Raw genomic sequence first — 25,134 nt, 5'->3', positions numbered from 1 at the left:
TGTACTCACCCTCTCGGGCTTTCCTCCGGGCGCTTCCCTTCGGTGTTTCGTTCTTGCGTTTCCGACTCTATCAGACTCTTTCGTGTCCGATTTCCTCGGTGCCTTTCAGGTTTCCGCTCCGGCCTCTCGGCCTTTCGCGTTTCCCTTTCCGGCGGTTCCGACTCTATCAGATCCTTTCGGGCCTGATTTCCAGTCAGTGGCCACCCGGCGGAGCCGGATGTTTATGCCGTGCCTTCCCGGCTGTTGGGCCGTTCCGACGAGTGAGACTTTAGCGGATTCCTGGCTCCCGACCTAATCGGGGGCGTCCTTTCGAACGCGGATTCCTCATTTCGCAAACACGCATGAAAACGAACGGACGACGGGTCAGCAAAGAGACACGACGTCGATCGCTTGAATGGTTGTTGCGGAATGGCTGCCCCGGGGACCGACCAAGTGGTCGACGCTCACGTCGGGGCAACTCGGAGAACACTACGTATCCGGTCAGGGCATGTCAACCCCACGCCACGGCGCCTCTCACGGGCTACGGTAGGAGGCGTGACTACGCATGCGCACACCCAACTGTGGTGGGCCGCCTGAGGGCGGCCGTACATACGCATGTACTCAACGGCCGCCGCCTCGGCGGCCGTTCGTGTTTCTCCCCCTGGAGGACCCGGAGCCCGGCCGTCGGGCCGGCGGGCCTGATCAGGAGGTAGAGAGATGACGCGGATCTTCAGTGGGGTCAAGCCGACGGGACATCTGACCCTCGGGAACTACCTGGGTGCCGTACGCCAGTGGGCAGAGGTCGACCAGCACCGGGCCGAGGCGCTGTTCAGCGTCGTCGATCTGCACGCCCTGACCGTGGAGCACGATCCCGGCCGGGTGCGCAGGCTCAGTAGGCAGGCGGCGACGCTGCTGCTCGCGGCGGGGATCGATCCCGAGCGGGCCACCGTGTTCGTACAGAGTCATGTGGATGAGCACGCCCGGCTCTCGTATCTGCTGGAGTGTGTCGCGACGGACGGCGAGATGCGGCGGATGATCCAGTACAAGGAGAAGTCCGTGCGGGAGCAGGCCCGGGGCGGGAGTGTGCGGCTTTCGCTGCTCACCTATCCGGTGCTGATGGCGGCGGACATCCTGGCGTACGGGGCGGACGAGGTGCCGGTCGGTGACGACCAGACGCAGCACGTCGAGCTCACCCGGGATCTGGCGGTGCGGTTCAACCAGCGGTACGGGCAGACGTTCGTGGTGCCGCGGGCCACGAATCCCAAGGTGGCTGCGCGGGTCATGGATCTGCAGGATCCGACGTCGAAGATGGGCAAGTCCCACGAGGCCGGGGCCGGGATCGTCTATCTGCTCGATGAGCCCGATGTGATCCGGAAGAAGATCCTGCGTGCTGTCACGGACAGCGGGAGCGAGGTCGTCTACGACCGGGAGGCCAGGCCGGGGGTCTCGAATCTGCTGGAGATCCTTGCCGCTTGTGAGGGTGGGAACCCAGACGGCTTGAGCGGTGTATATGAGTCGTACGGAGCTTTGAAGAAGGACACCGCCGAGGCCGTGGTGGAGCTGCTCAGGCCCGTGCAGGAGAGGCACAAGGAGCTGGTTGCGGATCCCGCGTATGTAGAGGAGGTGTTGCGGCGGGGGGCCGAGCGGGCGAGGGGGATGTCCAGGCCGACGGTGGACGCCGCCTATCGCGCGATCGGTCTGCTGCCGCCGGTGAACGAGGCGCGGTAGGCACGTGGGCTGGTGGTGAGGCGCGAGGCGAAGTGCTGGCGCATCGTGACCTCACTGCCGAAGCCCGCGCGGCGTGCCACTTCGGGCATGGGCAGGTCGGTGCGTTCAAGGAGCTTCTGCGCGGCCGCGAGGCGCTGGTCCAGTAGCCAGCGCAGTGGGGTGGTGCCGGTGGCCGCGGTGAAGTGACGGGCGAAGGAGCGCGCCGACATGCCTGCCCGGGTGGCGAGGTCGGTGACGGTGAGCGGTTCGTGGAGGTGACGGAGGGCGTATTCGCGTACGGAGGCGAGGGCATCGGCGTCGCGGTCGGCTCGCGGGGTGGGGTGCTCGATGAACTGGGCCTGGGTGCCGGTGCGGAAGGGGGCGGTGACCATCGAGCGGGCGATGGTGGCGGCTGTTTCCGAGCCGTGGGCCGTGCGGACCAGGTGCAGGCAGAGGTCGATGCCGGCGGCGGTGCCTGCGGCGGTCCAGATGTTGTCGTCCTCGATGAAGAGGGCGTCGGGTTCGACGGTGACGAGGGGGTGATGGGTGCGGAGCAGGTCGACGAGGTTCCAGTGGGTGATTGCTCGGCGGCCGTCGAGGAGGCCTGCCTGGGCGAGGGTGAAGGCGCCGCCGCAGAGTGCCGCGATGGTGATGCCTCGGGTGTGGGCATCACGGAGGGCCTTTAGGAGGGGGGCCGGTGCGGGGGTGACGTGGTCGTCGAGGCCGGGGACGACGATCAGGTCGGTGGCGGTCAGGCGGGTGAGCCAGGTGAGGGTGCGATCGGGGGTGAGGGTGAGGGCGCCGCGCATCGGTACGGGTGCGGGGTCGGCGCCGACGCGGCGGAGGTCGAAGGGGGGTACGCCTCGGTCGGTGCGGTCGGTGCCCCAGACCTCGGTGATGACGGAGACGTCGAAGGCTCGGATGCCGGGGAAGGCGAGCAGGGCGATGCGTTGCGGAGTGGGGGTGTCGGAAGGCTGGGGCACGGAGGCAGTAAACCATCGATCGATGGCTTTCTCTCCTCTGGGGCGAGGAGTCTCGCGGCGGCAGGATCGTCGTCATGGAGATCGCAGAGAACGCAGCGCTGGTCGTGGTGGACGTGCAGAAGGGTTTCGAGGAGGAGGAGTACTGGGGGCAGCGGAACAACCCGGGGGCCGATGGGAACATCGCCTCGCTGATCGACGCCTGGCAGGCCACGGGGCGTCCGGTCGTCTTCGTACGGCATGACTCACCGAAGCCGCAGTCGCCGCTGCGGGCCGGGTACGAGGGCAACGACTTCAAGGAGTACGTCGAGGAGCGGCGTGGGAAGGGGGCGGGGGCGGAGCTGTTCGTGACGAAGGCCGTGAACTCGGCCTTCTACGGGACGCCGGATCTGGACGCCTGGTTCAGGGCGGAGGGGATCTCGCAGTTCGTGGTGGCCGGGATCCAGACCAATATGTGCGCGGAGACGACGGCGCGGATGGGAGGGAATCTGGGGTACGAAGTGCTGTTCGCGCTGGATGCCACGTACACGTTCGACCTGGAGGGGCCGTTCGGTTGGCGACGCGGCGCGGAGGAGTTGGCGCAGGCCTCGGCGGTTTCCCTGCACGGTGGGGGCTTTGCGCGGGTGGTGACGACGGCGGAGGTCGTCGCCGGGGCGGAGTGAGGTCGCCGGGGGAGTGAGGTCGCCGGGGGCGCGGGGTCCCCGGCGCCGAGGGGGTCAGGTGTTGTTGCCGGAGGCCAGTTCGCGGCTGCGGTCGCGGGCGGCTTCGAGGGCGGCGATGAGGGCAGCGCGTACGCCGTGGTTCTCGAGTTCGCGGATGGCGTTGATCGTGGTGCCGGCGGGGGAGGTGACGTTCTCGCGGAGCTTGACCGGGTGTTCGCCGCTGTCGCGGAGCATCACGGCGGCGCCGATCGCGGCCTGGACGATCAGGTCGTGGGCCTTGTCGCGGGGCAGGCCGAGGAGGATGCCGGCGTCGGTCATGGCTTCGACGAGGTAGTAGAAGTACGCCGGTCCTGAGCCGGAGAGGGCGGTGCAGGCGTCCTGCTGGGTCTCGGGGACGCGCAAGGTCTTGCCGACGGCGCCGAAGATCTCCTCGGTGTGGGCGAGGTGGGCGGCGGTGGCGTGGCTGCCTGCGGAGATGACGGACATGCCTTCGTCCACGAGGACCGGGGTGTTGGGCATGACGCGGACGACGGGGGTGTTGTCGGCGAGGCGTTCTTCGATGAAGGAGGTGGTGATGCCGGCGGCGGCGCTGATGACCAGGCGGTCGGGGGCGACGTGCGGGGCGAGTTCGTCGAGGAGGCGGCCCATGTCCTGCGGCTTGACGGCCAGGATGAGGGTGTCGGCCTGCTTGGCTGCCTCGGCGTTGCTGACGGGGTCGACGCCGTAGCGGGTGCGGAGTTCCGCGGCTCGTTCGGCGCGGCGGGTGGTGACCAGGAGGTCGGCGGGGGCCCAGCCGGCCCTGATCATTCCGCTGAGGAGGGCTTCGCCGATCTTGCCGGTGCCGAGGACTGCGACGGGCTGGGGCATGTGTGGGTCACCCTCCAGGTGCGGGTCAGCTGTTCGGCCAGCGGGACCGGCGGCTGTGCGGGGCGCCGGTTCGGCTGGGTGGGGTCATCCTCGCATTGGTGTGGGTCAGGCCGTGCGGCGGCGGAGGGTGGCGGCGCCCAGGGCGAGGACGAGTACGGCACAGCCGGCGACGATGACGACGTCGCGTACGAAGTCGCCGGTGACGGAGGCGTGGCGGAGGACTTCGTTCATGCCGTCGACGGCGTACGACATGGGCAGGACGTTGGAGGTCGCCTCAAGGACCGGCTGCATCTGGTCGCGCGGGGTGAACAGGCCGCAGAGGAGGAGCTGGGGGAAGATCACGGCCGGCATGAACTGGACTGCCTGGTACTCGGAGGCCGCGAAGGCCGAGACGAAGAGGCCGAGCGCGGTGCCGAGCAGAGCGTCGAGGAGGGCGACGAGGAGCAGCAGCCAGGCGGAGCCGGTGACGTCGAGGCCGAGGGCCCAGAGGGCGAGGCCGGTGGCGAGGACCGACTGGATGACGGCGAGGGTGCCGAAGGCGATGGCGTAGCCGACGATCAGGTCGCCCTTGGCGAGGGGCATCGCGAGGAGGCGTTCGAGGGTGCCGGAGGTGCGTTCGCGCAGGGTGGCGATGGAGGTCACCAGGAACATCGTGATGAGGGGGAAGATGCCGAGGAGCGAGGCGCCGATGGAGTCGAAGGTCTGCGGGCTGCCGTCGAACACGTAGCGCAGGAGCAGCAGCATCACGCAGGGGACCAGGAGCATCAGTCCGATGGTGCGGGGGTCGTGGAGGAGCTGTCGCAGGACGCGGGCCGCGGTGGCGAGGGTGCGGTAGGTGTTCATCGGGGGCTCCTGCTGGGGTCGCTCTGGGCAGCGTTTGCCTGGTCCACCAGGTGGAGGAAGGCCGCTTCGACCGTTTCGCAGCCGGTGCGGGTGCGAAGGGCGTCGGGGGTGTCGTCGGCGAGGAGTTCGCCTTCGCGCATCAGGAGGAGGCGGTGGCAGCGTTCGGCCTCGTCCATGACGTGTGAGGACACGAGGATCGTGGCGCCGCGGTCGGCGGCGATGTCGTGGAAGAGGTTCCACAGGTCGCGGCGGAGTACGGGGTCCAGGCCGACGGTCGGCTCGTCGAGCACGAGGAGCTCCGGCGTGCCGAGCAGGGCCACCGCCAGGGAGACGCGGCTGCGTTGGCCTCCGGAGAGGTGTCCGGCCAGGGAGTCGGCGTGGGAGGTGAGGGCCACGTCGGAGATGGCTCGGGTGACGGTGTCGTGGCGGCGTTGTGCGGCGGGGCCGGGGCCGGGGTCGAGGATGGCGGCGAAGTAGTCCAGGTTCTGGCGGATCGTCAGGTCGTCGTAGACCGAGGGGTCCTGGGTCACGTAGCCGATGCGGGAGCGGAGTTCGCGGGCGCCGGCGGGGCGGTCGAGGACGTTCAGGGTGCCGGTGACCTTGGCCTGGGTGCCGACGACTGCGCGCATCAGGGTGGATTTGCCGCAGCCGGAGGGGCCTAGGAGGCCGGTGATCTGGCCCGGGGGAACGGTGAAGGTGAGGTTGCGGAGGACTTGGCGGGGGCCTCGGGTTACGGAGAGGTCCTTTGCCTCGATCGCGGGTGGGTTGTTATTCATCATGCGATGATTATTGCTTGCCGGAGGGCAGGGGCGTCAAGGGGTGGCCCTTCTGAGGTTCGGCACTCCGCGGCTTTGGGTGCGCTGCGGTCGGCCGCCGCCTGGGGCTTTGGGGTTCGGTACTCGGCGGGTGGGCACAACGGGGCGGCCGCGGGGCCTCACTTGAGGGACGCCGGCGCTCGACCGTGCTCGCGTCCGCGGAGTAGCTGTTCAGTGCGGCGGCGGTGGACCGGCTGCACCGGCCGCACCGGCTGCACCGGGGGGCCGCGTACCGACTACGACAAGGAATTCATTGCGCAGGGCTCGTGCATGCAGGCTGCAAGCTGGTTCCCGTACGGGAGTTGGGGCCCTTGTGGCGTGCGCATCGCGGTGAGGGGGTGGTGCTCGGAGTGAGGTGACTGCTGTGGCGATCGTGGCGACGAAACTCTTCGATGGGGTGCGCGTTGGGCTCGCGCTCGCCGTCGGGAAATCGTACGAGTCACGGGCAACGCCACCTTCTTGCGGCTGCCGAAGCTTCTCGACGCGTTGGACGCGTTGGAGGCGCTGCCGGTCGGCCGAGCGGTCCGCCTTGATCTTGGCGGGCTGCCGCATGTGGATCACGCGTGTGCGGCCGCGCTGGAGGGGTGGGCGGCGGCAGGCGGCTTCGGATGCGGCTCAGAAGGAGGAGCGGGTCGCCACCGGCAGGTCGACGGCGTAACTCCGGCACCCTGTTACCCCTTGCGCTTCTTCCGGGACGGATTGCCCGTGCGGCGGGACGTGCGCTTTGCGTACTGCTCGCGGGCCGTCTCGTACTCCTCGCGGTGGAGCTTTTCGCCGGGGGCCTCGGTGAGGGAGCGGAGGAAGTAGGCGAGGAGGGAGCCGATGAAGCCGATGGTCATCAGGCCGCGCATCGATGACTGGGACGCCGGGTCGTGGCGTCGGGTGAAGCCGTCCCAGGTGCGCCGGAAGGCGATCGCGCTGCAGATCGCGAACATGACGACCATCAGGACGTTCACGAACGTGCCCACCTCGGCGATCGCCATGCCCTCGTACGCGAAACGCAGCACGAAACAGCCGGCCACGGCCGCGAGGAGCGAGCCGGCCGCGGCTCCGGCGCGGCGCGCGGCGTAACCGTCGTCGTGGGCGACCCAGGTCGTGCCGAAGAAGCGGAGGGGCTCGGGCTGCGGGCCTGGGGCGGTCGCGGCCGTCGCGGCCGTGCGGTCGGGGGTGCTGGAATCTGCGCTCACCCTCCGAGTATCGCCCGGCGTGGCCGCGGTGCGGGCGCAGGGCGGCACGGGCCGGGCGCGCCCTATTCGTCCCCCGCCTTGCCCTGCCGTACCGCTCGGCAGCTAGTTTGTGCGGCAGGACAGGTAAACGGGCTCATGCGGCAACCGGTGCACGGGGGACAGGGAGGTCGGGGAGAGTGTCGCTGCGCGGAGGTGACCCAGCCGAGATCGGCGGCTATCCGCTCGAGGCGCGGCTCGGTTCGGGCGGCATGGGCACGGTCTTTCTGGCGCGTACGGCTTCGGGGCGGCCCGTGGCGATCAAGCTGATCCACCAGCAGTTCGCCGGGGACGAGGAGTTCCGCATCCGCTTCCGGCAGGAGGTGGCGGCGGCGCGGCGGGTGAGCGGCGCGTTCACCGCAGCGGTGGTCGACGCGGACCCGGAGGCCGAGCATCCCTGGATGGCGACGGCCTATATAGAGGGGCACACGCTCGCCCAGCGCATCGCCAAGCGGGGCCCGCTGACCGGCGCGGATCTGCGCACGCTCGCCATCGGTCTGACGGAGGCGCTGCGCGACATCCACCGTGCGGGCGTCGTGCACCGCGACCTGAAGCCGTCGAACGTCGTGCTCTCCCCCGAGGGTCCGCGCGTCATCGACTTCGGCATCTCGCGCGCGGCGGATCAGCAGACGCTGACGATGACGGGGCGGGTGATCGGTACGCCGCCGTTCATGTCGCCGGAGCAGTTGCAGGCGCCGCGCGGGGTCGGGCCGCGGTCGGACGTCTTCTCGCTCGGCACCCTTCTTGTGTACGCGGCCACCGGGCAGGGCCCCTTCGACGCGGACAGCCCGTACATGACGGCGTATCAAGTGGTGCACGAGGCGCCGTCGTTGGGATCGGTTCCGGCCGCACTGCGCGAGGTCGTCGAGCCGTGCCTCGCCAAGGACCCGGAGCAGCGGCCCTCCGCCGACGAGCTGCTTGAGCTGCTGCGGGACCTGCCGGTCGAGCTGGGCGACGCGGCCGGGGGCCCGGCGAGTGGCGGCCGTACGCGGGACACGGATACGGAGCATCACCGCGCCGGGGACGAGGACGAGAACGGGGCCGCGCATAAAGACAGGGACAGGGCCGCCGAGAAGCCCGGCGGCACCCTCATCGGCCGTCATCTGCGCCGCCGTTGGCGCCCGGTGCTTGCCGCGGCGCTCGCCGTGGCCGCCATCGGGGGCGGGGTCGCTTGGCTTCAGCTGGACGGGTCCGAAGCGCCTGCCGACGACGGCAAGAGACAGGGACGGACCGTGGCCGCGGCGGGTGTGCCCCTGCCCGAAGGCTTCCACCCGTGGCGCAGGACCGTGCCCAACGGCTCGAACCCCCCGGACGAGCTGCGCTGCGTGCCACGCGGCGACGCGTTGTTCTGCGGGGGCGGGGGTGTCGTCGCGTCCCGGATGCGGATCTCCGACGGCAAGGAGATCTGGAAGGTGAAGAGCGGCGGCGTACCGGTCGAGGGCATGCACATCGTGGGCGTCACGGACGACACGGTCCTCGCCTACCGCCCGCCGACCGACGCGGGCGGGGCGACCAGTGCGACGACCGAGGTCGTGGCACTGGACGCGGAGACCAGCAAGGAGCTGTGGTCCACCGGCTCGGGATCGCAGTCGACGGGCCTGACGGGCCGGACCCAGGACGCCGTCCTTTTCGGCTCGCGCGTCCTGACCGTCGACCCGGAAGGCACCCGCGTCGAGGCGCGCGAAGCCCGCGGCGGTGACGTGCTCTGGTCGACGCCGATGCCTGCGGGCTCGCAGTGCGCCCCCTTCACGGCGGGCGAGCGGCTGTACGCCCTGTGCGCGCCGCAGGCCGAGGTCGACAACCTGGAGCTGAACCACCCGGTCGTGCACACCGTCGACCCCGATTCGGGCGCGCTCGACAAGGGCGTCGCGGTCAAGGGTCCTGTGCAGCCGGTGGGCGGCGACGAGGACGGGCTCGTACTCCTTCATCAGCGCATGAAGGGGCCGGAGTTCCTCGGGTACGACCAGGTGGTGCGGGTCGACACGGAAAGGCGTGACGTGTCGTACCGGCCGCTGCGGACCACGTACGCGGCGACGCCCGGGATGGCCGGCGGAACCGTCTACTTCGCCGGGTCGACCGGGCTTATCAGCGCGGTGGACCCCACGACGGGGCGGCAGAAGTGGGCCCGGCAGACGAACGTGGACAGCGCTTCGGGGCCGGTTGCCGGGGACGGTGTCCTGTACTTCAGCTCGACCAGCGGGCGGGTCGTCGCGCTGTCGCCCGGCGGCAGGACGCTGTGGAACGGCGATCCGCGGGCCGATGGTCTTGGCGGCGGGGTGAACGCGAGTCCGCGCGTGGTGGTTTCGGGGCGGGTCGTGGTGGTGGCCGCCGCCGGGAACACGGTGTTCTCTTTTGACGCGAAGAAGCCGCCGAAGTCCGGGTGAACTTCGGCGGCCTCGGCGGCTTCTTCTCCTTGCGCGGTGTGCTCAGCTCTTTGGACGGTGTACTCAGCAGCGGGGTGCCACGTAGCCGTCGCTGCCCGTGCGGACGTACGTGTCCGAGACGTAGCGGCCGCTGCCGATGCGGTCCCAGATGCTGGAGGTGCCGGTCGGGCCCGTCACCGTCTCGCCCGGGCGCTGGCAGTAGAGCGTCACTCGGGTGCCTGCCGAGAGGCGGCCGACCTTGGCGTAGGAAGTGCCGGGGCCGGAGCGGACGTTGACGTCTGCGGCTATGGGGTACGACTTTGCTGCCGCGGTTTCGATGGCCTCTGCGGTCTCGGGTGCTATGGCGTTCTCGCTCATGCTTCTCTCCCCCGTGAAGCAGGGGCGGCTTGGGGCCGCCCCTGGCTTGTTCGTCACTGGTGTGGACGCGTGGGGGTGGTGGGGCGGTTGCGCGCCACAGCCCCTAACCCAGCTTCGTAACGTCCCGCACCGCTCCCCTGTCCGCGCTCGTCGCCATCGCCGCGTACGCGCGCAGTGCCGCCGAGACCTTGCGCTCGCGGGACTTGGGGGCGTAGAAGCCGCCCAGGGCCTCGCGGCGGGTCGTCAACTCTGCCTCGGGGACGAGGAGTTCGATGCCGCGGTTGGGGATGTCGATGCGGATGCGGTCGCCGTCCTCGACCAGGGCGATCGTGCCGCCGGACGCCGCCTCGGGCGACGCGTGGCCGATCGAGAGGCCCGATGTGCCGCCGGAGAAGCGGCCGTCCGTGACCAGCGCGCAGACCTTGCCCAGGCCGCGGCCCTTCAGGAAGGAGGTCGGGTGGAGCATCTCCTGCATGCCCGGGCCGCCCTTGGGGCCCTCGTAGCGGATGACCACCACGTCGCCCGGCTCGACCTGCTTGTTGAGGATCTTCTCGACGGCCTCTTCCTGCGACTCGCAGACCACCGCGGGGCCCTCGAACGTCCAGATCGACTCGTCGACGCCCGCCGTCTTCACGACGCAGCCGTCCTCCGCCAGGTTGCCCTTCAGGACCGCGAGGCCGCCGTCCTTCGAGTACGCGTGGGCCGCGTCCCGGATGCAGCCGCCCGCGGCGTCCGTGTCCAGGCTGTCCCAGCGCTCCGACTGGGAGAAGGCCTCCGCGGAGGGCTTGCAGCCCGGCGCCGCGTGCCACATGTCGACGGCCTCGGCGGAGGGCGAACCGCCGCGCACGTCCCAGGTGTCCAGCCAGTCCTTGATGGACTTGGAGTGGACCGAGCCCACGTCCTCGTGCAGCAGGCCCCCGCGGTACAGCTCGCCGAGGAGCGCGGGGATGCCGCCGGCGCGGTGCACGTCCTCCATGTAGTACGTGCCGCCGGGCGCCACGTTCGGGGCGACCTTGGCCAGGCAGGGGACGCGGCGCGAGACGGCGTCCATGTCGGCGAGGGTGTATTCGAGCTCGGCCTCCTGCGCGGCGGCCAGCAGGTGCAGGATCGTGTTCGTGGAGCCGCCCATGGAGATGTCGAGCGCCATGGCGTTGTCGAAGGCGGCGTGGGTGGCGATGGAGCGCGGCAGGACCGACGCGTCGTCCTCGTAGTAATAGCGCTTGGTGATCTCTACGACCGTTTCGCCGGCCTTCTCGTACAGCGCCTTGCGGCCCGTGTGCGTGGCGAGCATCGAGCCGTTGCCGGGGAGGGAGAGGCCGATCGCCTCGGTCAGGCAGTTCATCGAGTTCGCCGTGAACATGCCGGAGCAGCTGCCGCAGGTCGGACAGGCGTTCTCCTCGATACGGAGGATGTCCTCGTCCGAGATGCTCTCGTCCACCGCGTCGCTGATCGCGTTGACCAGGTCGAGTTTGCGGACCGTGCCGTCGACCAGTGTGGCCTTGCCGGCCTCCATCGGGCCACCGGAGACGAAGACCGTCGGGATGTTGAGACGCAGGGCCGCGTTCAGCATGCCGGGGGTGATCTTGTCGCAGTTGGAGATGCAGATCAGGGCGTCGGCGCAGTGCGCCTCCACCATGTACTCCACCGAGTCGGCGATCAGGTCGCGGGAGGGGAGCGAGTAGAGCATTCCGCCGTGGCCCATCGCGATGCCGTCGTCCACCGCGATGGTGTTGAACTCGCGCGGGATGCCGCCCGCGGCCTTGATCGCCTCGGAGACGATCCGGCCGACCGGCTGCAGGTGGGTGTGGCCCGGGACGAACTCGGTGAAGGAGTTGGCGACGGCGATGATCGGCTTACGCCCGATGTCCGCGCCGGGTACACCGGAGGCGCGCATAAGGGCGCGGGCGCCCGCCATGTTGCGGCCGTGGGTGACAGTGCGGGACCTGAGCTCGGGCATCGTCGCTCGCTCCTTCAGGGATCTTCGGAGAGACTTCAGAGAGATAAGACTCGACTGTTGTCGAGCGTACGCCGACCCTCCACGATCTGGACAGGCTGTCCGGATGGCGGAACGGCCGTCTCGGTGAGCGGCCTACGAAGAGGACGCGTACGTGCCGGGCTCACGGCCCCGTCAGATGCCCCTGCACCACCGGCGCGATCCGCGCGATGATCACTTCCGGGTCCGCCGACGCCAGCGGCTCCACCTGGATCACGTACCGCAGCATCGCCGTGCCCACGAGCTGCGCGGCCGCGAGCTCCGCCCGCAGCTCCGCGTCCGGCTGGTCGATGCGGCGCGCCACCCTGCCGAGCAGCTGCGTCGCGATGAGGCGGCGGAAGACCGCGGCCGCCGTTTCGTTGTTCACCGCGGAGCGCACGATCGCCAGGAGCGGGACGCGGGTCGCCGGGTTCTCCCAGACGCCGAAGATGAAGCGGGTGAGACGCTCGCCGACCGCGTCGAGCGGGCCCTCCTCGACCGCCGCGGGCGCCTCGAGCGCGGGCGCGAAGGCCACCTCGATCGCCGAGGCGAAGACCTGCTCCTTGGTCCCGAAGTAGTGGTGCACGAGCGCCGAGTCCACCCCGGCCGCCTTCGCGATCCCGCGCACGGAGGTCTTCTCGTACCCACGAGCGGAGAACTCGGTGCGGGCCGCCTCCAGGATCCGGTCCCGCATCGCGGGCCCCTCGGCCGACTGCGTACGCGAAGGACGCCCCCTGCGCCGCGGAGCCGCCGCCCCCTCGCCCTCGCTGCCCCGTGCCGCCGCCGTCACGACCGGGGCACCTGCACCGCGGACGCCAGATGCAGCCGCGTATAGGCGAGGGCCTCGGCGAGGTCGGCCTCACGTTCGGCGCTGGACATCGCGCGCCGGGTATTGACCTCGATGACGACGTGCCCGTCGAAGCCGCTCGTCGCGAGGCGTTCGAGCAGCTCGGCGCAGGGCTGCGTGCCGCGGCCCGGCACCAGGTGCTCGTCCTTGGCCGAGCCCTTGCCGTCGGCGAGGTGGACATGGCCGAGGCGGTCGCCCATGCGGTCGATCATCTGCAGCGCGTCCGTGCGGGCGGTCGCGGTGTGGCTGAGGTCGATCGTGAAGTGGCGGTAGTCGTCCTTGGTGACGTCCCAGTCGGGGGCGTACGCGAGCATCTCGCGGTCGCGGTAGCGCCAGGGGTACATGTTCTCGACAGCGAAGCGGACGTCCGTCTCGTCGGCCATCCGCCAGATGCCCTCGACGAACGCGGACGCGTACTGCCGCTGCCAGCGGAAGGGCGGGTGCACGACGACCGTCGACGCGCCCAGCTTCTCGGCGGCGGCCTGCGCGCGCTGGAGCTTCACCCAGGGGTCCGTGGACCATACGCGCTGCGTGATCAGCAGACATGGCGCGTGCACGGCGAGGATCGGGATCCGGTGGTAGTCGCTCAGCCTGCGCAGGGCCTCGATGTCCTGGCTGACGGGGTCGGTCCAGACCATGACCTCGACGCCGTCGTAGCCCAGGCGCGCGGCGATCTCGAAGGCCGTCGCCGTCGACTCCGGATAGACCGAGGCCGTCGACAGGGCGACCTTCGCATCCGGGATGCGCACCACTGGTTCTGCCACGAGGGACAGCGTACGGGCCCTCGCGCGACGCCGGGGAGGTGGTCTCCCGCAGTGGCCTACGTCACCGGCCTGCCGGTCACGGCCGCACGTCCGGAGTCGCCGGGAGGTGGTCGAGCCTGCGCAGGATCACGCCCTCGCGCAGCGCCCACGGGCAGATCTCCAGCGTCTCGACGCCGAAGAGATCCATTGCGCCCTCCGCGACGAGCGCCCCCGCGAGCAGCTGTCCGGCCCGCCCCTCGGAGACCCCCGGCAGCTCGGCGCGCTCCGCCGCGGTCATCGCGGCCAGCTGCGGAACCCAGTCCTCCAGGGACTTCCGCTTCAGCTCACGCTGTACGTAGAGGCCATCGGCCGAGCGTGCGGCGCCGGCCAGCCTGGCGAGCTGCTTGAACGTCTTGGAGGTCGCCACGACGTGGTCCGGGCTGCCGAAACGGCTGAACTCCCCCACCGTGCGGGCGATCTGGGCGCGCGCGTGCCGCCGCAGGGCCTTCACGTCGTGCGGGGCCGGCGGGTCCTCGGCCAGCCAGGCCGAGGTGAGGCGGCCCGCGCCGAGCGGCAGGCTGACCGCCGCGTCCGGTTCCTCGTCGATGCCGTACGCGATCTCGAGGGATCCGCCGCCGATGTCGATGACCAGGAGCTTTCCCGCCGACCAGCCGAACCAGCGGCGGGCCGCCAGGAAGGTGAGCCGGGCTTCCTCGGCGCCGGTGAGGACCTGCAGGTCGACGCCGGTCTCCTCCTTCACGCGGGCGAGCACCTGGTCCGCGTTGCTGGCCTCGCGGACCGCGGAGGTGGCGAAGGGCAGCAGATCCTCCACGCCCTTGTCCTCGGCCGCCTCGAGCGCGTCACGGACCGTGGCGACGAGGCGGTCGACGCCTTCGGGGCCGATGGCTCCCGCCTCATCGAGGAGTTGGGCGAGGCGCAGGTCGGCCTTGTGCGAGTGCGCGGGCAGCGGGCGCGCGCCGGGGTGGGCGTCCACCACCAGCAGATGCACCGTGTTCGAACCTACGTCGAGGACACCGAGTCTCATATACGGAACGCTACTGCCCGTACGGCGGTCGCTGGTCCTCGGACCGGGTACCGCCCGCATACCCTGGAGTCGTGCCAAAGACGAAAAAGGCGAAGACCGACAAAACGAAGTCGAAGAAGAAGTCGGGGAAGCCGGAGAAGGTGCAGAAGGCCAAGGCGGACGAGAAGGGGCTCGACTTCGCCCGTGCCTGGGTGGAGTTCCCGGATCCCGCGGACGACGAGCAGGTCTTCCGTTGTGATCTGACATGGCTGACCTCTCGGTGGAGCTGCATCTTCGGAAGCGGCTGCCAGGGCATCCAGGCGGGCCGGGCGGACGACGGCTGCTGCACGCTGGGCGCGCACTTCTCGGACGAGGACGACGAGAAGCGGGTCGCCGGGTTCGTGGAGCGGCTCACGCCGGACATCTGGCAGCACCACGACATCGGCACGGAGACCGGCTGGGTGTCGACGGACGAGGACGGCGAGCGCCAGACCCGCCCGTACAACGGCTCCTGCATCTTCCAGAACCGCCCCGGGTTCGCGGGCGGCGCGGGCTGCTCGCTGCACATCCTGGCCCTCAAGGAGGGCCGCGAGCCGCTGGAGACCAAGCCGGACGTGTGCTGGCAGCTGCCGGTGCGGCGGACGTACGACTGGATCGACCGGCCGGACGACACGCGGGTCCTGCAGGTGTCGATCGGGGAGTACGACCGGCGTGGCTGGGGTCCCGGCGGGCACGATCTGCACTGGTGGTGCACGTCGGCGACGTCGGCGCACGGTGCGGGTGATCCGGTGTACGTCTCCTACCGCCCCGAGCTGACGGAGATGATGGGCAAGGCGGGCTACGACCGACTGGCCGAGCTGTGCGAGGAACGACTGGCGTCGCAGCTGCCGCTGGTCGCGCCGCATCCGGCGGATCCTCCTCGGTGACAGAGATCCCTAGCTGCCACTCGGGCTCGGCTCCCCGCTGCCGTCGGTCGGTGACGGGGATGGGTCGCCCGGGTCCGACGGGGTCGGCGTGGGGGTCGGCGTCGGATCCGTAGGAGTCGGGGTCGGCTCCGGGTCCGACGGGGTCGGTGTCGGGTCCGTAGGCGTAGGGCGCGGGATCGGTGCCGTCGGACCCGTCGCACGCCCGTACCCGTCGATCGACACGATCGCCCCCGCGGGGGCGATGGACACCCGCGCGCTCCAGTGCCCCGCGGGCTCACGGTCGTGGTCCACGTACACCCGGATCGTGAGCGTCTCGCCCGGCGACAGCGTCCCGGAGGACCGGCTCAGGTAGAGCCAGGAGGCGCCGGCGCTCGCCGACCAGCGGACCGGCTCGCCCCCGGAGGCCTTCATCGTGATCAGCGTCGTGCCGCCGCTCGGCTGTGCCGCCACGGTGAGGCGGCCGGGCCCCGTCGAGGAGTGCGACGGCGGTGAGCCGCCGCTGATGACCTCTACGGAGACGTCCGGCGAGCGGCTGCCCGCGGTGAACCGCGGATCAGGCGGCGTATGCGCGTTGCCCGCGTTCTCGTAGTCCTCACGGCGCCGGTCGCCGTCCATGTCGCCGGGACCGCCCGCCTCGGTGGCGCTGACGGAGGTGCCGTCCGCGCCTTCCCCGGTCAGCGGCGCCCCTCGGTACGCCGCCCAGAGGGCGAGCACCGGAGCGGCGATCACGGTGGCGACGACCGTCGTCGTCACGGCACGCGCGCGCATCCGGTCGCGGCGGGCCGCGTGGTCCTTGGGGTCCATCGGGAATCCCCGCCGGTCGAAGCGCGGACCGCCGCCACGCGCGCGTGGGACGTGCGCCATCGCCACATGGACGGCGGCGCGCGGCGCCTCGATGACGGGCAGCGCGGCCGCGGAGGCCGCCATGCCGGGCCACGCCCCGGATCCCGCGCGCTCGGCGGTGAGCCGGCAGCGCGGGCAGTCGTCGACGTGCCGGACGAGCTCGCGGCGCAGGGCCGTGCCCAGGAGCAGCTGGTTGTCGCCGGTGAGACGGGCGACGATCGGGCAGGTGCCCGTCTCCACGACGGCAAGCGCGGCACGGGTGCGCTCCACCTCGCAGGCGGCGGACGCGAGCAGGTCGCGGGTCCTGCCGAGGTCGAGGCCGACGACGGCGGCGACCTCCTGCGGGGCGAGCTGATGGCGTACGGCGAGCTCCAGGGCCTCGCGCTGCTCGGGCGTCGTCCCCGCGGCCTCGGGCCAGGCCAGCCGGGCGAGTTCGCGGCGCCGCTGCCGCTGGGTCTCGTCGTCGGGCTGCGCGGCGCCATCGGACGGCTTCGGCGCGGGCGCGACACGGGAGGCGCCCGCTCCGGAGGCGTGCGCGCCACCCTGCCGCTTGCGCCGGGCGGCGGCGAGCGCCCGCAGGCAGACCCAGCGCGCGAGGGCGTACAGCCAGGGCTTGAGTTCGGATGCGGCGACGGGACCGCGCGAGCCGCGGCGCTCGGCGATGGCGAGTACGTCGCCCAGGGCGGTGGTCGCGGCGTCGTGATCGCAGAGGACGGACAGGCAGTACGTGAACAGGCCGTCCAGACAAGGTTCGTAGCGTGCGGGCGGCGCCTGCGGCACCGAGCGGGGCACTACGCGCTGGCGCGCGTCTCTGTGCGCCCGGTGTGCGCCGGTTGCTTGCGTGGGGGATTCCGGCCTGCTGCTCATCACCCGTGCGAAGTTAGGCGGATGATGCCGGGTCCCTCCTCCCTCTTGAGCACATTTAATCCTTACGGGTGAACAGATCCCTCAAAAGGGGACAGGAACCCATGATTCCGTGACCCGCGCGCCCTCGGCATCGGCGCGCGTGCCGCGTTGTCAGTGCTGCCCGCTACGGTTCGGTTCATGGCTCCCCGTACGAAGACGAGCAAGGACCGGCCGTCCTACCGCTGCACCGAGTGCGGCTGGCAGACGGCCAAGTGGCTCGGCCGCTGCCCCGAATGCCAGGCATGGGGGACGGTCGAGGAGTACGGCGCGCCCGCGGTCCGCACCACCGCCCCCGGCCGCGTCACCTCCTCCGCCCTGCCCATCGGCCAGGTCGACGGCCGCCAGGCCACCGCCCGCTCCACGGGCGTACCGGAACTGGACCGCGTCCTCGGCGGCGGCCTCGTCCCCGGCGCCGTGGCGCTGCTCGCGGGCGAGCCGGGCGTCGGCAAGTCGACGCTGCTCCTGGACGTCGCGGCGAAGGCGGCGAGCGACGAGCACCGCACGCTCTATGTCACCGGCGAGGAGTCGGCGAGCCAGGTCCGGCTGCGCGCGGACCGCATCAAGGCGATCGACGACCACCTCTACCTGGCGGCGGAGACCGATCTCGCCGCCGTTCTGGGCCACTTGGACGCGGTGAAGCCGTCCCTCCTGATCCTCGACTCGGTCCAGACGGTCGCATCGCCGGAGATCGACGGGGCGCCGGGCGGCATGGCCCAGGTCCGTGAGGTGGCAGGAGCCCTGATCCGCGCCTCCAAGGAGCGCGCCATGTCGACGCTCCTGGTCGGCCATGTCACCAAGGACGGCGCGATCGCGGGACCGCGCCTCCTGGAGCACCTGGTGGACGTCGTCCTGTCCTTCGAGGGCGACCGCCACGCGCGCCTGCGTCTCGTGCGCGGTGTCAAGAACCGCTACGGAACGACGGACGAGGTCGGCTGCTTCGAACTGCACGACGAGGGCATCACCGGCCTCGCCGACCCCAGCGGCCTCTTCCTCACCCGCCGCGCGGAGGCCGTCCCCGGCACCTGCCTGACGGTCACCCTGGAGGGCCGCCGCCCGCTGGTGGCCGAGGTCCAGGCGCTCACGGTCGACTCGCAGATCCCCTCCCCGCGCCGCACCACATCGGGCCTCGAGACCTCCCGCGTCTCGATGATGCTGGCCGTACTCGAACAGCGCGGCCGCATCTCGGCGCTCGGCAAGCGCGACATCTACAGCGCCACGGTGGGGGGCGTGAAGCTCTCCGAACCGGCCGCGGACCTCGCCATCGCGCTCGCCCTGGCCAGCGCGGCGAGCGACACCCCGCTGCCCAAGAACCTGGTCGCGATCGGCGAAGTGGGCCTCGCGGGCGAGGTCAGACGGGTCACGGGGGTCCAGCGCAGACTGGCCGAGGCGCACCGTCTGGGCTTCACGCACGCCCTCGTTCCCGCCGACCCCGGCAAGGTCCCGCCCGGCATGAAGGTCACCGAAGTCGCCGACATGGGGGACGCGCTGCGCGTGCTTCCGAGATCGCGTCGCAGAGAGGCCCCACGGGAGGAGGAAGACCGCCGGTAGACTTTGCCCTGGTCTCGCCCATCCGTACGAAGCAGTCGTACGGACCGGGGCTTGGACAACCCGCGACCCGAGGAGTGCAGTGGCAGCCAACGACCGGGCGTCAGCTCCCGGCAAAGCCGGTGGAAGCTCCGGTGCAGATGGGCTGATGCGCGCCTCCCTGAGCGCGGTCGCGCCGGGCACGGGCCTGCGCGACGGCCTCGAGCGGATCCTCCGCGGCAACACCGGAGGGCTCATCGTCCTCGGCTGGGACAAGACCGTCGAATCGATGTGCACGGGCGGCTTCATCCTGGACGTCGAGTTCACGGCGACGCGGCTGCGCGAGCTCTGCAAGCTCGACGGCGGCATCGTCATCGACAAAGACGTCACCAAGATCCTGCGGGCGGGCGTGCAGCTCGTCCCCGACCCGACGATCCCCACCGAGGAGACGGGCACTCGGCACCGCACCGCGGACCGCGTCTCCAAGCAGGTGGGCTTCCCCGTCGTATCCGTCTCCCAGTCCATGCGCCTGATCGCGCTGTACGTGGACGGACAGCGCCGCGTCCTCGAGGACTCGGCGGCGATCCTGTCCCGCGCGAACCAGGCGCTCGCCACCCTGGAGCGCTACAAGCTCCGCCTCGACGAGGTCGCGGGCACGCTCTCCGCCCTGGAGATCGAGGACTTGGTGACGGTCCGCGATGTCACGGCGGTCGCCCAGCGCCTGGAAATGGTGCGCCGCATCGCCACGGAAATCGCCGAGTACGTGGTGGAGCTCGGCACCGACGGCCGTCTACTCGCCCTCCAGCTGGACGAGTTGATCGCGGGCGTCGAGCCGGAGCGCGAGCTGGTGGTCCGGGATTACGTACCGGAGCCGACCGCGAAGCGCTCCCGCACGGTGGACGAGGCGCTCTTCGAACTGGACGCGCTGAGCCACGCGGAGCTGCTCGAACTGCCCATCGTGGCACGGGCGTTGGGGTACACCGGCTCCCCCGAGGCGCTGGACTCCGCGGTCTCGCCGCGGGGCTTCCGCCTCCTTGCGAAGGTGCCGCGCCTGCCGGGCGCGATCATTGACCGTCTTGTCGAGCACTTTGGCGGACTGCAGAAGTTGCTCGCTGCGAGCGTCGATGATCTGCAGACGGTGGACGGGGTGGGTGAAGCTCGGGCCCGGAGTGTTCGCGAGGGGCTTTCGCGGCTGGCCGAGTCGTCGATCCTGGAGCGGTACGTCTAGAGCGCTGCAGGGTAACGGGTGGGTGGTTGGGGAAACCCCGCGCGGAGCGCGGAAAGAACCACCCACCGGGCGGCCAGCCGCCCGTCAGCCCTCTTCAAGCACGAACGACGCCTGTGCCGTCCCCAGGCCCGGCGACTTGGCCTCGACGAGATACGTACCCGGCTTCGCGCTCCCGGCAGACGGCGTCGCGCACTGCGGCTCGCTCCCCCGGCGGTCCCACTCCACGGTGTGCGTGACGCGCCCGTCCCCCGGCACCCGAAGCAGCAGGCTCCCGCCGCCCGCAGGGCAGTCCGCCGACGACCAGATCTCCTTGTCGCCCTGGGCCTGAGTGATCGTCAGGACCGTTTGCCTGCCGCCGAGATCCACCTTGCAGGCCTTGCCCGCACTGTTCAGGGCGATGATCTCGAACTTCGGCTTCTCACCGATCTCGTACGTGTTCTGGACGCTGCGCAGCTTCAACTTCACATCGCCGCTCACACAGTCGGGCAGCCGCGACCCCGCGGGCAGCTGGCCGCCCGCGCCGCCACCGCCCTTGGCGCCGTCGTCCGACCCGCTGCCGTCACCGCCGCCGGAACCGCCGCCGGAACCGCCGTCGGAGTCACCGGAGCCCGAGCCGTCGCCTGAACCGCCCGAGCCCGAACCGCCTCCGGAGCCCTCGCCGTCCGACTCGTCGCGCCCGCCCGGGTGTTCACTGATGGCGGGCCCTGAACCGGAGGGTCCTGGCGTGATGGACGTGGCGGGCCCGGTACCGGACGGCCCGTCCGCGGTGTTCTTCCCGCCCCCACCGCCCAGGGTGAGCACCCACACGACGAGGAGTGCGAGCAGCCCGACAAGGGACAGCAGAACGGCCCTCCGACGCCAGTAGATGGTGGAGGGAAGCGGCCCGACCGGATTGCGCAGAGATCCCACGGCCCAAACCTTACGAGAGATCCGCGCCTTCTCCTGCCCCACCCGCCGCCCCGGGCAACAAAGTTTACGGATCATCATCCCGGAATGAGTCACTCCGCATCTCGGAATGAGTCACTCCGCTTCCCCAAGTGCCCCTCGATGCCCGCCTCACCCCTGTCTGTCGTCAGGGGTCATCACAGGTCGATCGCCGGATGTGACGATTCGGGCCCACTCCGTACCGTCCGTAATCATGGACACCATGACCGACGATCTCTACCGCGACATCACCGACTTCGCCCACGACACCCCGACCTGGGTGCAGCACACCGCCGAGGCGTGGACGGAACTCGGCCTGCTCCTCTTCGGCGTGCTCTTCATAGTCGCCTGGTGGCGCTCCCGGCGCGGTGACCCGCGCGCTGTCGCGATAGCGGTGCTCGCCCCGCTTGCCACCGCGGTGGCGTATGTGTGCAGCGAGTTGATCAAGTCGGGGATCGACGAGGAGCGCCCGTGCCGTGCGGTCTCCGGGGCGCTCGCGCCGCTCGTCGCGTGCCCGCCGCACGGCGACTGGTCCTTCCCCAGCAACCACTCGACGATCGCAGGCGCCGCGGCCGTCGGCCTTGCCGTCGCCTGGCCGCGCATCGCCGCGCTGACGCTGCCGATGGCCGTGCTCATGGCCTTCTCACGGGTCTTCGTGGGCGTGCACTATCCGCACGACGTGGCCGTCGGCCTGATCCTCGGCGCCGCGCTGGCCTTCCTGCTCGTCCGTCTGGCCACCCGTCCCGTGGCGCGGGTCGTCGAGACGATGCGGGGGTCTTCGACCGGGGTCGTCCGGTGGTTCGCCGGCGAAGGGCCTGCGACGTACGCAGCACCGCACGCGCCCGCGTCGCACCGCCGCTGAGGGCTCCGCCGGATCAACAGTGCAGAATCTGCGGGCCGTCTGTGGCTGGTCGCGCAGTTCCCCGCGCCCCTTCGGGGCGCTCAGCCGCCCGCAAGTCCCGCCTCGTAGGCGACGATCGCCGCCTGAACGCGGTTCTTGACCCCGAGCCGGTCGAGGACCGCGCTCACGTACGCCTTCACCGTCCCCTCGACGAGATGCAGCCGGGCGGCGATCTCCGGGTTGGAGAGGCCCTCGCCGACCAGGCCCAGCACCTCACGCTCCCTCGGCGTCAGCGCGTCCGTGCGGGAGCGGGCCTCCGCGCCGCGGCCGACGCGCCGGGCGCCGTAGCCGTCGATGACGTGCCGGGCCACCTTCGGCGAGAGGAAGGCGGCGCCGCCCGCCACCGCGCGTACGCCCGCGATGAGTTCGTGCGGATCGCCGGACTTCAGCAGGAACCCCGTGGCTCCACCGCCGAGCGCCCGTGCGACGTACGCGTCCTCGGAGAAGGTCGTCAGCATCGCGACCGCGGTGCCCGGCACCGTCCGTACGATCTCCTCGCCCGCTGCGAGACCGTCGAGCCCCGGCATCCGGATGTCGAGCAGCGCGACGTCGGGCCGGTGGGCCTGGGCGAGTTCCACGGCCGCGCGCCCGTCACCCGCCTCCGCGACGACCTCGATGTCCTCGCCCGCGCCGAGGATGGCGCGGACGCCCGCGCGGATCATCGCCTCGTCGTCGGCCAGCAGTACGCGGATCACCGCACCCACTCCTTCTCCTCTTCCAGCGCCTTCTCGCGGCCCCCGGCCTTCGGGATCACGCTCTTCTCGACAACAGCCCCGCCCGCGAAGCAGACCCTGAAGTGCTCGACGGTGACGAAGAGTTCACCGCTCGCGCGGTAGTAGCGGCAGTCGGCGCCCTCCGGCGGCGGGCTCGGGGCGCGCTCCTTCGGCGGATCGGACGCGGTCCGGTCCGGCAGCAGCCGCTCGGCCGCGTCCTGCGGCTGTCCGACCCGCAGCCGCGCGTAGTCGGCCGGTTCGAGGACCGAGTGCGAGCGGGAGTACGCGTACCAGGCGAAGGCGCCGCCGACGAGGAGAACGCCCGTGGCGACGGCGGCCCCGAAGGCGAGGACCGTCCGCCGTCTCGCGTACGAGATGACGGATCCGCCCGGCGCGGGGGCGGGGGCGGGGGTGGCGCCCGCTGCGGGGAGCCGTGCGACGACGCGGAAGCCGTCGCCGTGCGGGCCGGCGTCGAGGGTGCCGCCGAGGTCGCCGAGCCGCGCCTTGAGGCCGATGAGTCCCGAGCCGCCGCCGGACGCGGGGGCGGGCCCATCAGCGGGACCGTTGGTCACGGTCACGACGGTCGTGCCCGTGGCCGCGTCCCGCGCGCTCTCGACCGTCACCGGGGCGCCGGGGGCGTGCCGGGCGGCGTTGGTGAGGGCTTCCTGGACGACTCGGTGGACGGTGCGTTCGGACTCCGTCCCGGTCAACTCGGGGCGCGACGCGTCACCCGCGGCGATGTACCGGACCGGGAGCCCCGAGCCTGCCGCGCGCTCCACGAGCTCCGCGACGGTCTCGCCCGCCGGGGCGAGCGGCGCGACCTCGTCGCCCTCTTCTCTCAGCAGCCCGATGATCTCGTGCAGCCGGTCCGTGGCGTCCGATGCGGCGACGCGGAGATCGGCGACGGCGGCGCGGTGCTCGCGCGGCAGATCGGCGGCGACTTGCAGCGCACCGGCCCGCACAGCGATGAGGCTCAGCTCGTGCCCGAGGGAGTCGTGCATGTCCTGAGCGATCCGGGCCCGCTCCCGCAGCCGGGCGCGATCGGCGACGATGCGCTGCTCGCGCTCCAGCTGGCCGGCGCGGGCCCAGCCGGCGGCGGCGAGCTCTCGCCCCTGGCGCCAGTAGCGCCCCGCGAGCCACGGAAACACCGCCCCGAAGAGCAGGGTCCCCATCAACACGAGCCACTCGACGACGGGGTCGACGCCCCGCCCCACGATCTTGGCGGTCCCGACAACCGCGATCCCCGCGAAGGCGACGACAGCGGGCCGGACGTGTTCGGCCCGGCGCCCCATCAGCAGCGCGAAGAGGGCGAGGGCGCCGCCGTACGAGAGCGTGAACAGGGAGGGTGCTGCGGCAAGACCCAGAGCGGCGGCAACGGCGAAGGCACCCAGGGGGCACCTTCGCCAGATGGCCACCGCGAGGGCAAGCGCAGCAAGGCCCGCCGCCTCCATCCCCACCGACCGGGGTTCATTCAGCCCCACCCGGTCCACCCCGACAGCAGGCAGGGCAACCCCCACCCACACCCCCACATCCACCCACCGCCGCCGACTCACCCCCTCGACGCTACTTCCCTCTGTCCGGCGACACCCCTGCCGAAGGTCAGGTCTTCCCGTTGCCGCGCGGGGGAGGCGGCACTCCCCAGCCGCAGCAGCCCGCGCCCGGACCGAGATGGCGAGTACGGACATACCGGCGCGGCCCCGCCCCCAAGACGTACCGCCCCGCCCGCCGCAGGCGACATCGCCGCCCCCACCTCCAGGTTGGCCCAACCCCCGCCGCCCCCGTGGCAGGATCGTCCTGCCATGACTGCGCCCACGAAGCCCATGCCCATGTCCACGTCGATGTCCACGCCGAGCGCCGAGCCCGATTCCCCGTACGGGCCCGCCGGCAAGGCCCTGCACAGCCCCGTCATCGCCTGGTTCGACGCCAACGCCCGTGATCTGCCGTGGCGTCGGCCCGAGGCCGGTCCCTGGGGCGTGATGGTCAGCGAGTTCATGCTGCAGCAGACGCCGGTGAACCGCGTACTGCCCGTGTACGAGCAGTGGCTCGCCCGCTGGCCCCGCCCCGCGGACCTCGCCAAAGAAGCGCCGGGCGAGGCCGTCCGCGCCTGGGGACGGCTCGGCTACCCCCGCCGCGCGCTCCGGCTGCACGGCGCCGCCGTCGCCATAACGGAGCGGCACGGCGGCGACGTACCGACGAGGCACGCACAGCTGCTCGCGCTGCCCGGCATCGGCGAGTACACGGCGGCCGCGGTGGCGTCGTTCGCGTACGGCCAGCGGCATGCCGTGCTCGACACGAACGTCAGGAGGGTCTTCGCGCGTGCCGTGACGGGTGTCCAGTACCCGCCCAACGCCACCACCGCCGCCGAGCGCAAGCTCGCCCGCGCCCTCCTCCCCGAGGACGACCGCACCGCGTCCCGCTGGGCCGCCGCGTCCATGGAGCTCGGCGCCCTCGTCTGCACCGCGAAGAACGAGGACTGCTCCCGCTGCCCCATCGCGCAGCAGTGCGCCTGGCGGACGGCGGGGAAGCCCCCGCATGAGGGCCCGGCGCGCAAGGGCCAGACGTACGCGGGCACGGACCGCCAGGTCCGGGGCAAGCTGCTCGCGGTCCTGCGCGATGCGGTGGCCCCCGTACCGCAGTCGGCCCTCGACCGGGTGTGGGACGAGCCGGTGCAGCGGGCCCGCGCGCTGGACGGTCTGGTCTCCGACGGCCTCGTCGAACCCCTCCCCAACGGCTTCTACCGGCTGCCGCTCACCTGACACTTCCGCC

General features: G+C 71.3%; 22 protein-coding genes and 1 pseudogene. 9 read left to right on the top strand and 14 right to left on the bottom strand.

Annotated elements, in window-relative coordinates:
• Positions 1 to 696 precede the first annotated feature (696 nt).
• Positions 697 to 1,707 (top strand): tryptophan--tRNA ligase, encoded by a 1,011-nt coding sequence (trpS, locus tag AB0O76_RS22210; protein WP_365493819.1) that lies wholly within the window; start codon positions 697 to 699, stop codon positions 1,705 to 1,707.
• Here the strand turns inward: trpS and AB0O76_RS22205 are convergent.
• Positions 1,662 to 2,669 carry a helix-turn-helix domain-containing protein gene (locus tag AB0O76_RS22205; RefSeq protein WP_365493816.1) on the bottom strand — a complete coding sequence of 336 codons (1,008 nt, stop codon included), beginning with the start codon at positions 2,667 to 2,669 and terminating at the stop codon, positions 1,662 to 1,664. The two genes, trpS and AB0O76_RS22205, sit on opposite strands and share 46 nt — an antisense overlap.
• A 74-nt stretch (positions 2,670 to 2,743) precedes the next feature.
• On the opposite strand from AB0O76_RS22205, the gene AB0O76_RS22200 reads away from it, so the two are divergent.
• On the top strand, positions 2,744 to 3,328 hold the full coding sequence (locus AB0O76_RS22200) for a cysteine hydrolase family protein (protein WP_365493813.1): 585 nt from the start codon (positions 2,744 to 2,746) through the stop codon (positions 3,326 to 3,328).
• Between the two features lie 54 nt (positions 3,329 to 3,382).
• On the opposite strand, the gene proC is transcribed toward AB0O76_RS22200, so the two are convergent.
• The 3 genes from proC to AB0O76_RS22185 form a co-directional block, all read right to left on the bottom strand.
• Positions 3,383 to 4,195, bottom strand: a complete 813-nt coding sequence (gene proC / locus AB0O76_RS22195) for a pyrroline-5-carboxylate reductase (RefSeq protein ID WP_361819435.1) — start codon at positions 4,193 to 4,195, stop codon at positions 3,383 to 3,385.
• Positions 4,196 to 4,300: 105 nt separating this feature from the next.
• A complete protein-coding gene (locus AB0O76_RS22190) occupies positions 4,301 to 5,038 on the bottom strand; it encodes an ABC transporter permease (RefSeq protein ID WP_365493810.1) in 738 nt (245 codons plus the stop codon).
• Positions 5,035 to 5,817 (bottom strand): ABC transporter ATP-binding protein, encoded by a 783-nt coding sequence (locus AB0O76_RS22185; protein ID WP_365493807.1) that lies wholly within the window; start codon positions 5,815 to 5,817, stop codon positions 5,035 to 5,037. Before AB0O76_RS22185 ends, AB0O76_RS22190 begins: the two co-directional genes overlap by 4 nt.
• A gap of 293 nt (positions 5,818 to 6,110) precedes the next feature.
• On the opposite strand from AB0O76_RS22185, the pseudogene AB0O76_RS22180 reads away from it, so the two are divergent.
• Positions 6,111 to 6,447: pseudogene (locus AB0O76_RS22180) on the top strand (SulP family inorganic anion transporter); the annotation flags it as partial.
• Between the two features lie 77 nt (positions 6,448 to 6,524).
• Here the strand turns inward: AB0O76_RS22180 and AB0O76_RS22175 are convergent.
• A complete protein-coding gene (locus AB0O76_RS22175; RefSeq protein WP_365493804.1) occupies positions 6,525 to 7,040 on the bottom strand; it encodes an EamA/RhaT family transporter in 516 nt (171 codons plus the stop codon).
• 176 nt (positions 7,041 to 7,216) lie between these two features.
• On the opposite strand from AB0O76_RS22175, the gene AB0O76_RS22170 reads away from it, so the two are divergent.
• Entirely contained in the window at positions 7,217 to 9,460 is a 2,244-nt protein-coding gene (locus AB0O76_RS22170; RefSeq protein ID WP_365493801.1) for a protein kinase, read from the top strand.
• 63 nt (positions 9,461 to 9,523) lie between these two features.
• Here the strand turns inward: AB0O76_RS22170 and AB0O76_RS22165 are convergent, their stop codons facing one another.
• The 5 genes from AB0O76_RS22165 to AB0O76_RS22145 form a co-directional block, all read right to left on the bottom strand.
• Positions 9,524 to 9,817, bottom strand: a complete 294-nt coding sequence (locus AB0O76_RS22165) for an SH3 domain-containing protein (protein ID WP_365493798.1) — start codon at positions 9,815 to 9,817, stop codon at positions 9,524 to 9,526.
• 103 nt (positions 9,818 to 9,920) lie between these two features.
• Positions 9,921 to 11,774 (bottom strand): dihydroxy-acid dehydratase, encoded by a 1,854-nt coding sequence (gene ilvD / locus AB0O76_RS22160; RefSeq protein ID WP_365493796.1) that lies wholly within the window; start codon positions 11,772 to 11,774, stop codon positions 9,921 to 9,923.
• 160 nt (positions 11,775 to 11,934) lie between these two features.
• Positions 11,935 to 12,579, bottom strand: a complete 645-nt coding sequence (locus AB0O76_RS22155) for a TetR family transcriptional regulator (protein ID WP_365493793.1) — start codon at positions 12,577 to 12,579, stop codon at positions 11,935 to 11,937.
• The gene (locus AB0O76_RS22150; RefSeq protein WP_360774490.1) at positions 12,576 to 13,400 is read right to left on the bottom strand and encodes a sugar phosphate isomerase/epimerase; all 825 of its coding nucleotides are present in this window, start codon (positions 13,398 to 13,400) and stop codon (positions 12,576 to 12,578) included. Before AB0O76_RS22150 ends, AB0O76_RS22155 begins: the two co-directional genes overlap by 4 nt.
• Before the next feature lie 76 nt (positions 13,401 to 13,476).
• The gene (locus AB0O76_RS22145) at positions 13,477 to 14,424 is read right to left on the bottom strand and encodes a Ppx/GppA phosphatase family protein (RefSeq protein ID WP_365493789.1); all 948 of its coding nucleotides are present in this window, start codon (positions 14,422 to 14,424) and stop codon (positions 13,477 to 13,479) included.
• Between the two features lie 71 nt (positions 14,425 to 14,495).
• On the opposite strand from AB0O76_RS22145, the gene AB0O76_RS22140 reads away from it, so the two are divergent.
• Positions 14,496 to 15,329 carry a hypothetical protein gene (locus AB0O76_RS22140; RefSeq protein WP_365493786.1) on the top strand — a complete coding sequence of 278 codons (834 nt, stop codon included), beginning with the start codon at positions 14,496 to 14,498 and terminating at the stop codon, positions 15,327 to 15,329.
• A gap of 9 nt (positions 15,330 to 15,338) precedes the next feature.
• On the opposite strand, the gene AB0O76_RS22135 is transcribed toward AB0O76_RS22140, so the two are convergent.
• Positions 15,339 to 17,042 carry a hypothetical protein gene (locus AB0O76_RS22135; RefSeq protein ID WP_365493783.1) on the bottom strand — a complete coding sequence of 568 codons (1,704 nt, stop codon included), beginning with the start codon at positions 17,040 to 17,042 and terminating at the stop codon, positions 15,339 to 15,341.
• Positions 17,043 to 17,216: 174 nt separating this feature from the next.
• On the opposite strand from AB0O76_RS22135, the gene radA reads away from it, so the two are divergent.
• Complete coding sequence (radA, locus tag AB0O76_RS22130; RefSeq protein WP_365493780.1) at positions 17,217 to 18,626, top strand: DNA repair protein RadA; 1,410 nt, start codon at positions 17,217 to 17,219, stop codon at positions 18,624 to 18,626.
• Positions 18,627 to 18,705: 79 nt separating this feature from the next.
• Complete coding sequence (gene disA, locus AB0O76_RS22125) at positions 18,706 to 19,830, top strand: DNA integrity scanning diadenylate cyclase DisA (RefSeq protein ID WP_365493777.1); 1,125 nt, start codon at positions 18,706 to 18,708, stop codon at positions 19,828 to 19,830.
• 84 nt (positions 19,831 to 19,914) lie between these two features.
• Here disA and AB0O76_RS22120 read toward each other — a convergent pair whose 3' ends face one another.
• Positions 19,915 to 20,739 carry a hypothetical protein gene (locus AB0O76_RS22120; RefSeq protein WP_365493774.1) on the bottom strand — a complete coding sequence of 275 codons (825 nt, stop codon included), beginning with the start codon at positions 20,737 to 20,739 and terminating at the stop codon, positions 19,915 to 19,917.
• 229 nt (positions 20,740 to 20,968) lie between these two features.
• On the opposite strand from AB0O76_RS22120, the gene AB0O76_RS22115 reads away from it, so the two are divergent.
• Positions 20,969 to 21,616 (top strand): phosphatase PAP2 family protein, encoded by a 648-nt coding sequence (locus tag AB0O76_RS22115; protein WP_365493771.1) that lies wholly within the window; start codon positions 20,969 to 20,971, stop codon positions 21,614 to 21,616.
• Between the two features lie 80 nt (positions 21,617 to 21,696).
• Here the strand turns inward: AB0O76_RS22115 and AB0O76_RS22110 are convergent, their stop codons facing one another.
• Positions 21,697 to 22,350: a response regulator transcription factor gene (locus AB0O76_RS22110; protein ID WP_365493768.1), complete on the bottom strand. Its 654-nt coding sequence runs from the start codon at positions 22,348 to 22,350 to the stop codon at positions 21,697 to 21,699.
• Complete coding sequence (locus AB0O76_RS22105) at positions 22,347 to 23,849, bottom strand: histidine kinase (RefSeq protein ID WP_365493765.1); 1,503 nt, start codon at positions 23,847 to 23,849, stop codon at positions 22,347 to 22,349. The genes AB0O76_RS22110 and AB0O76_RS22105 overlap by 4 nt, the downstream gene beginning before the upstream one ends.
• A 357-nt stretch (positions 23,850 to 24,206) precedes the next feature.
• Here AB0O76_RS22105 and AB0O76_RS22100 point away from each other — a divergent pair, with 357 nt between their 5' ends.
• A complete protein-coding gene (locus AB0O76_RS22100; protein ID WP_365493860.1) occupies positions 24,207 to 25,124 on the top strand; it encodes an A/G-specific adenine glycosylase in 918 nt (305 codons plus the stop codon).
• Positions 25,125 to 25,134: the final 10 nt, after the last annotated feature.

Source organism: Streptomyces sp. NPDC086554, assembly GCF_040686095.1.
In the GTDB taxonomy this organism is placed as follows: Bacteria; Actinomycetota; Actinomycetes; order Streptomycetales; family Streptomycetaceae; genus Streptomyces.
Note: the sequence above shows the minus strand (reverse complement) of the source record. Positions and strands in the feature narration are given on the sequence as shown.

Bases quoted from the DNA above. Each gene is read 5' to 3' on its own strand.
- AB0O76_RS22185 (WP_365493807.1), bottom strand. From the start codon at position 5,817: ATGATGAATAACAACCCACCCGCGATCGAGGCAAAGGACCTCTCCGTA.
- AB0O76_RS22200 (WP_365493813.1), top strand. From the start codon at position 2,744: ATGGAGATCGCAGAGAACGCAGCGCTGGTCGTGGTGGACGTGCAGAAG.
- trpS (WP_365493819.1), top strand. From the start codon at position 697: ATGACGCGGATCTTCAGTGGGGTCAAGCCGACGGGACATCTGACCCTC.
- proC (WP_361819435.1), bottom strand. From the start codon at position 4,195: ATGCCCCAGCCCGTCGCAGTCCTCGGCACCGGCAAGATCGGCGAAGCC.
- AB0O76_RS22145 (WP_365493789.1), bottom strand. From the start codon at position 14,424: ATGAGACTCGGTGTCCTCGACGTAGGTTCGAACACGGTGCATCTGCTG.
- AB0O76_RS22165 (WP_365493798.1), bottom strand. From the start codon at position 9,817: ATGAGCGAGAACGCCATAGCACCCGAGACCGCAGAGGCCATCGAAACC.
- ilvD (WP_365493796.1), bottom strand. From the start codon at position 11,774: ATGCCCGAGCTCAGGTCCCGCACTGTCACCCACGGCCGCAACATGGCG.
- radA (WP_365493780.1), top strand. From the start codon at position 17,217: ATGGCTCCCCGTACGAAGACGAGCAAGGACCGGCCGTCCTACCGCTGC.
- AB0O76_RS22115 (WP_365493771.1), top strand. From the start codon at position 20,969: ATGGACACCATGACCGACGATCTCTACCGCGACATCACCGACTTCGCC.
- AB0O76_RS22100 (WP_365493860.1), top strand. From the start codon at position 24,207: ATGTCCACGCCGAGCGCCGAGCCCGATTCCCCGTACGGGCCCGCCGGC.
- AB0O76_RS22190 (WP_365493810.1), bottom strand. From the start codon at position 5,038: ATGAACACCTACCGCACCCTCGCCACCGCGGCCCGCGTCCTGCGACAG.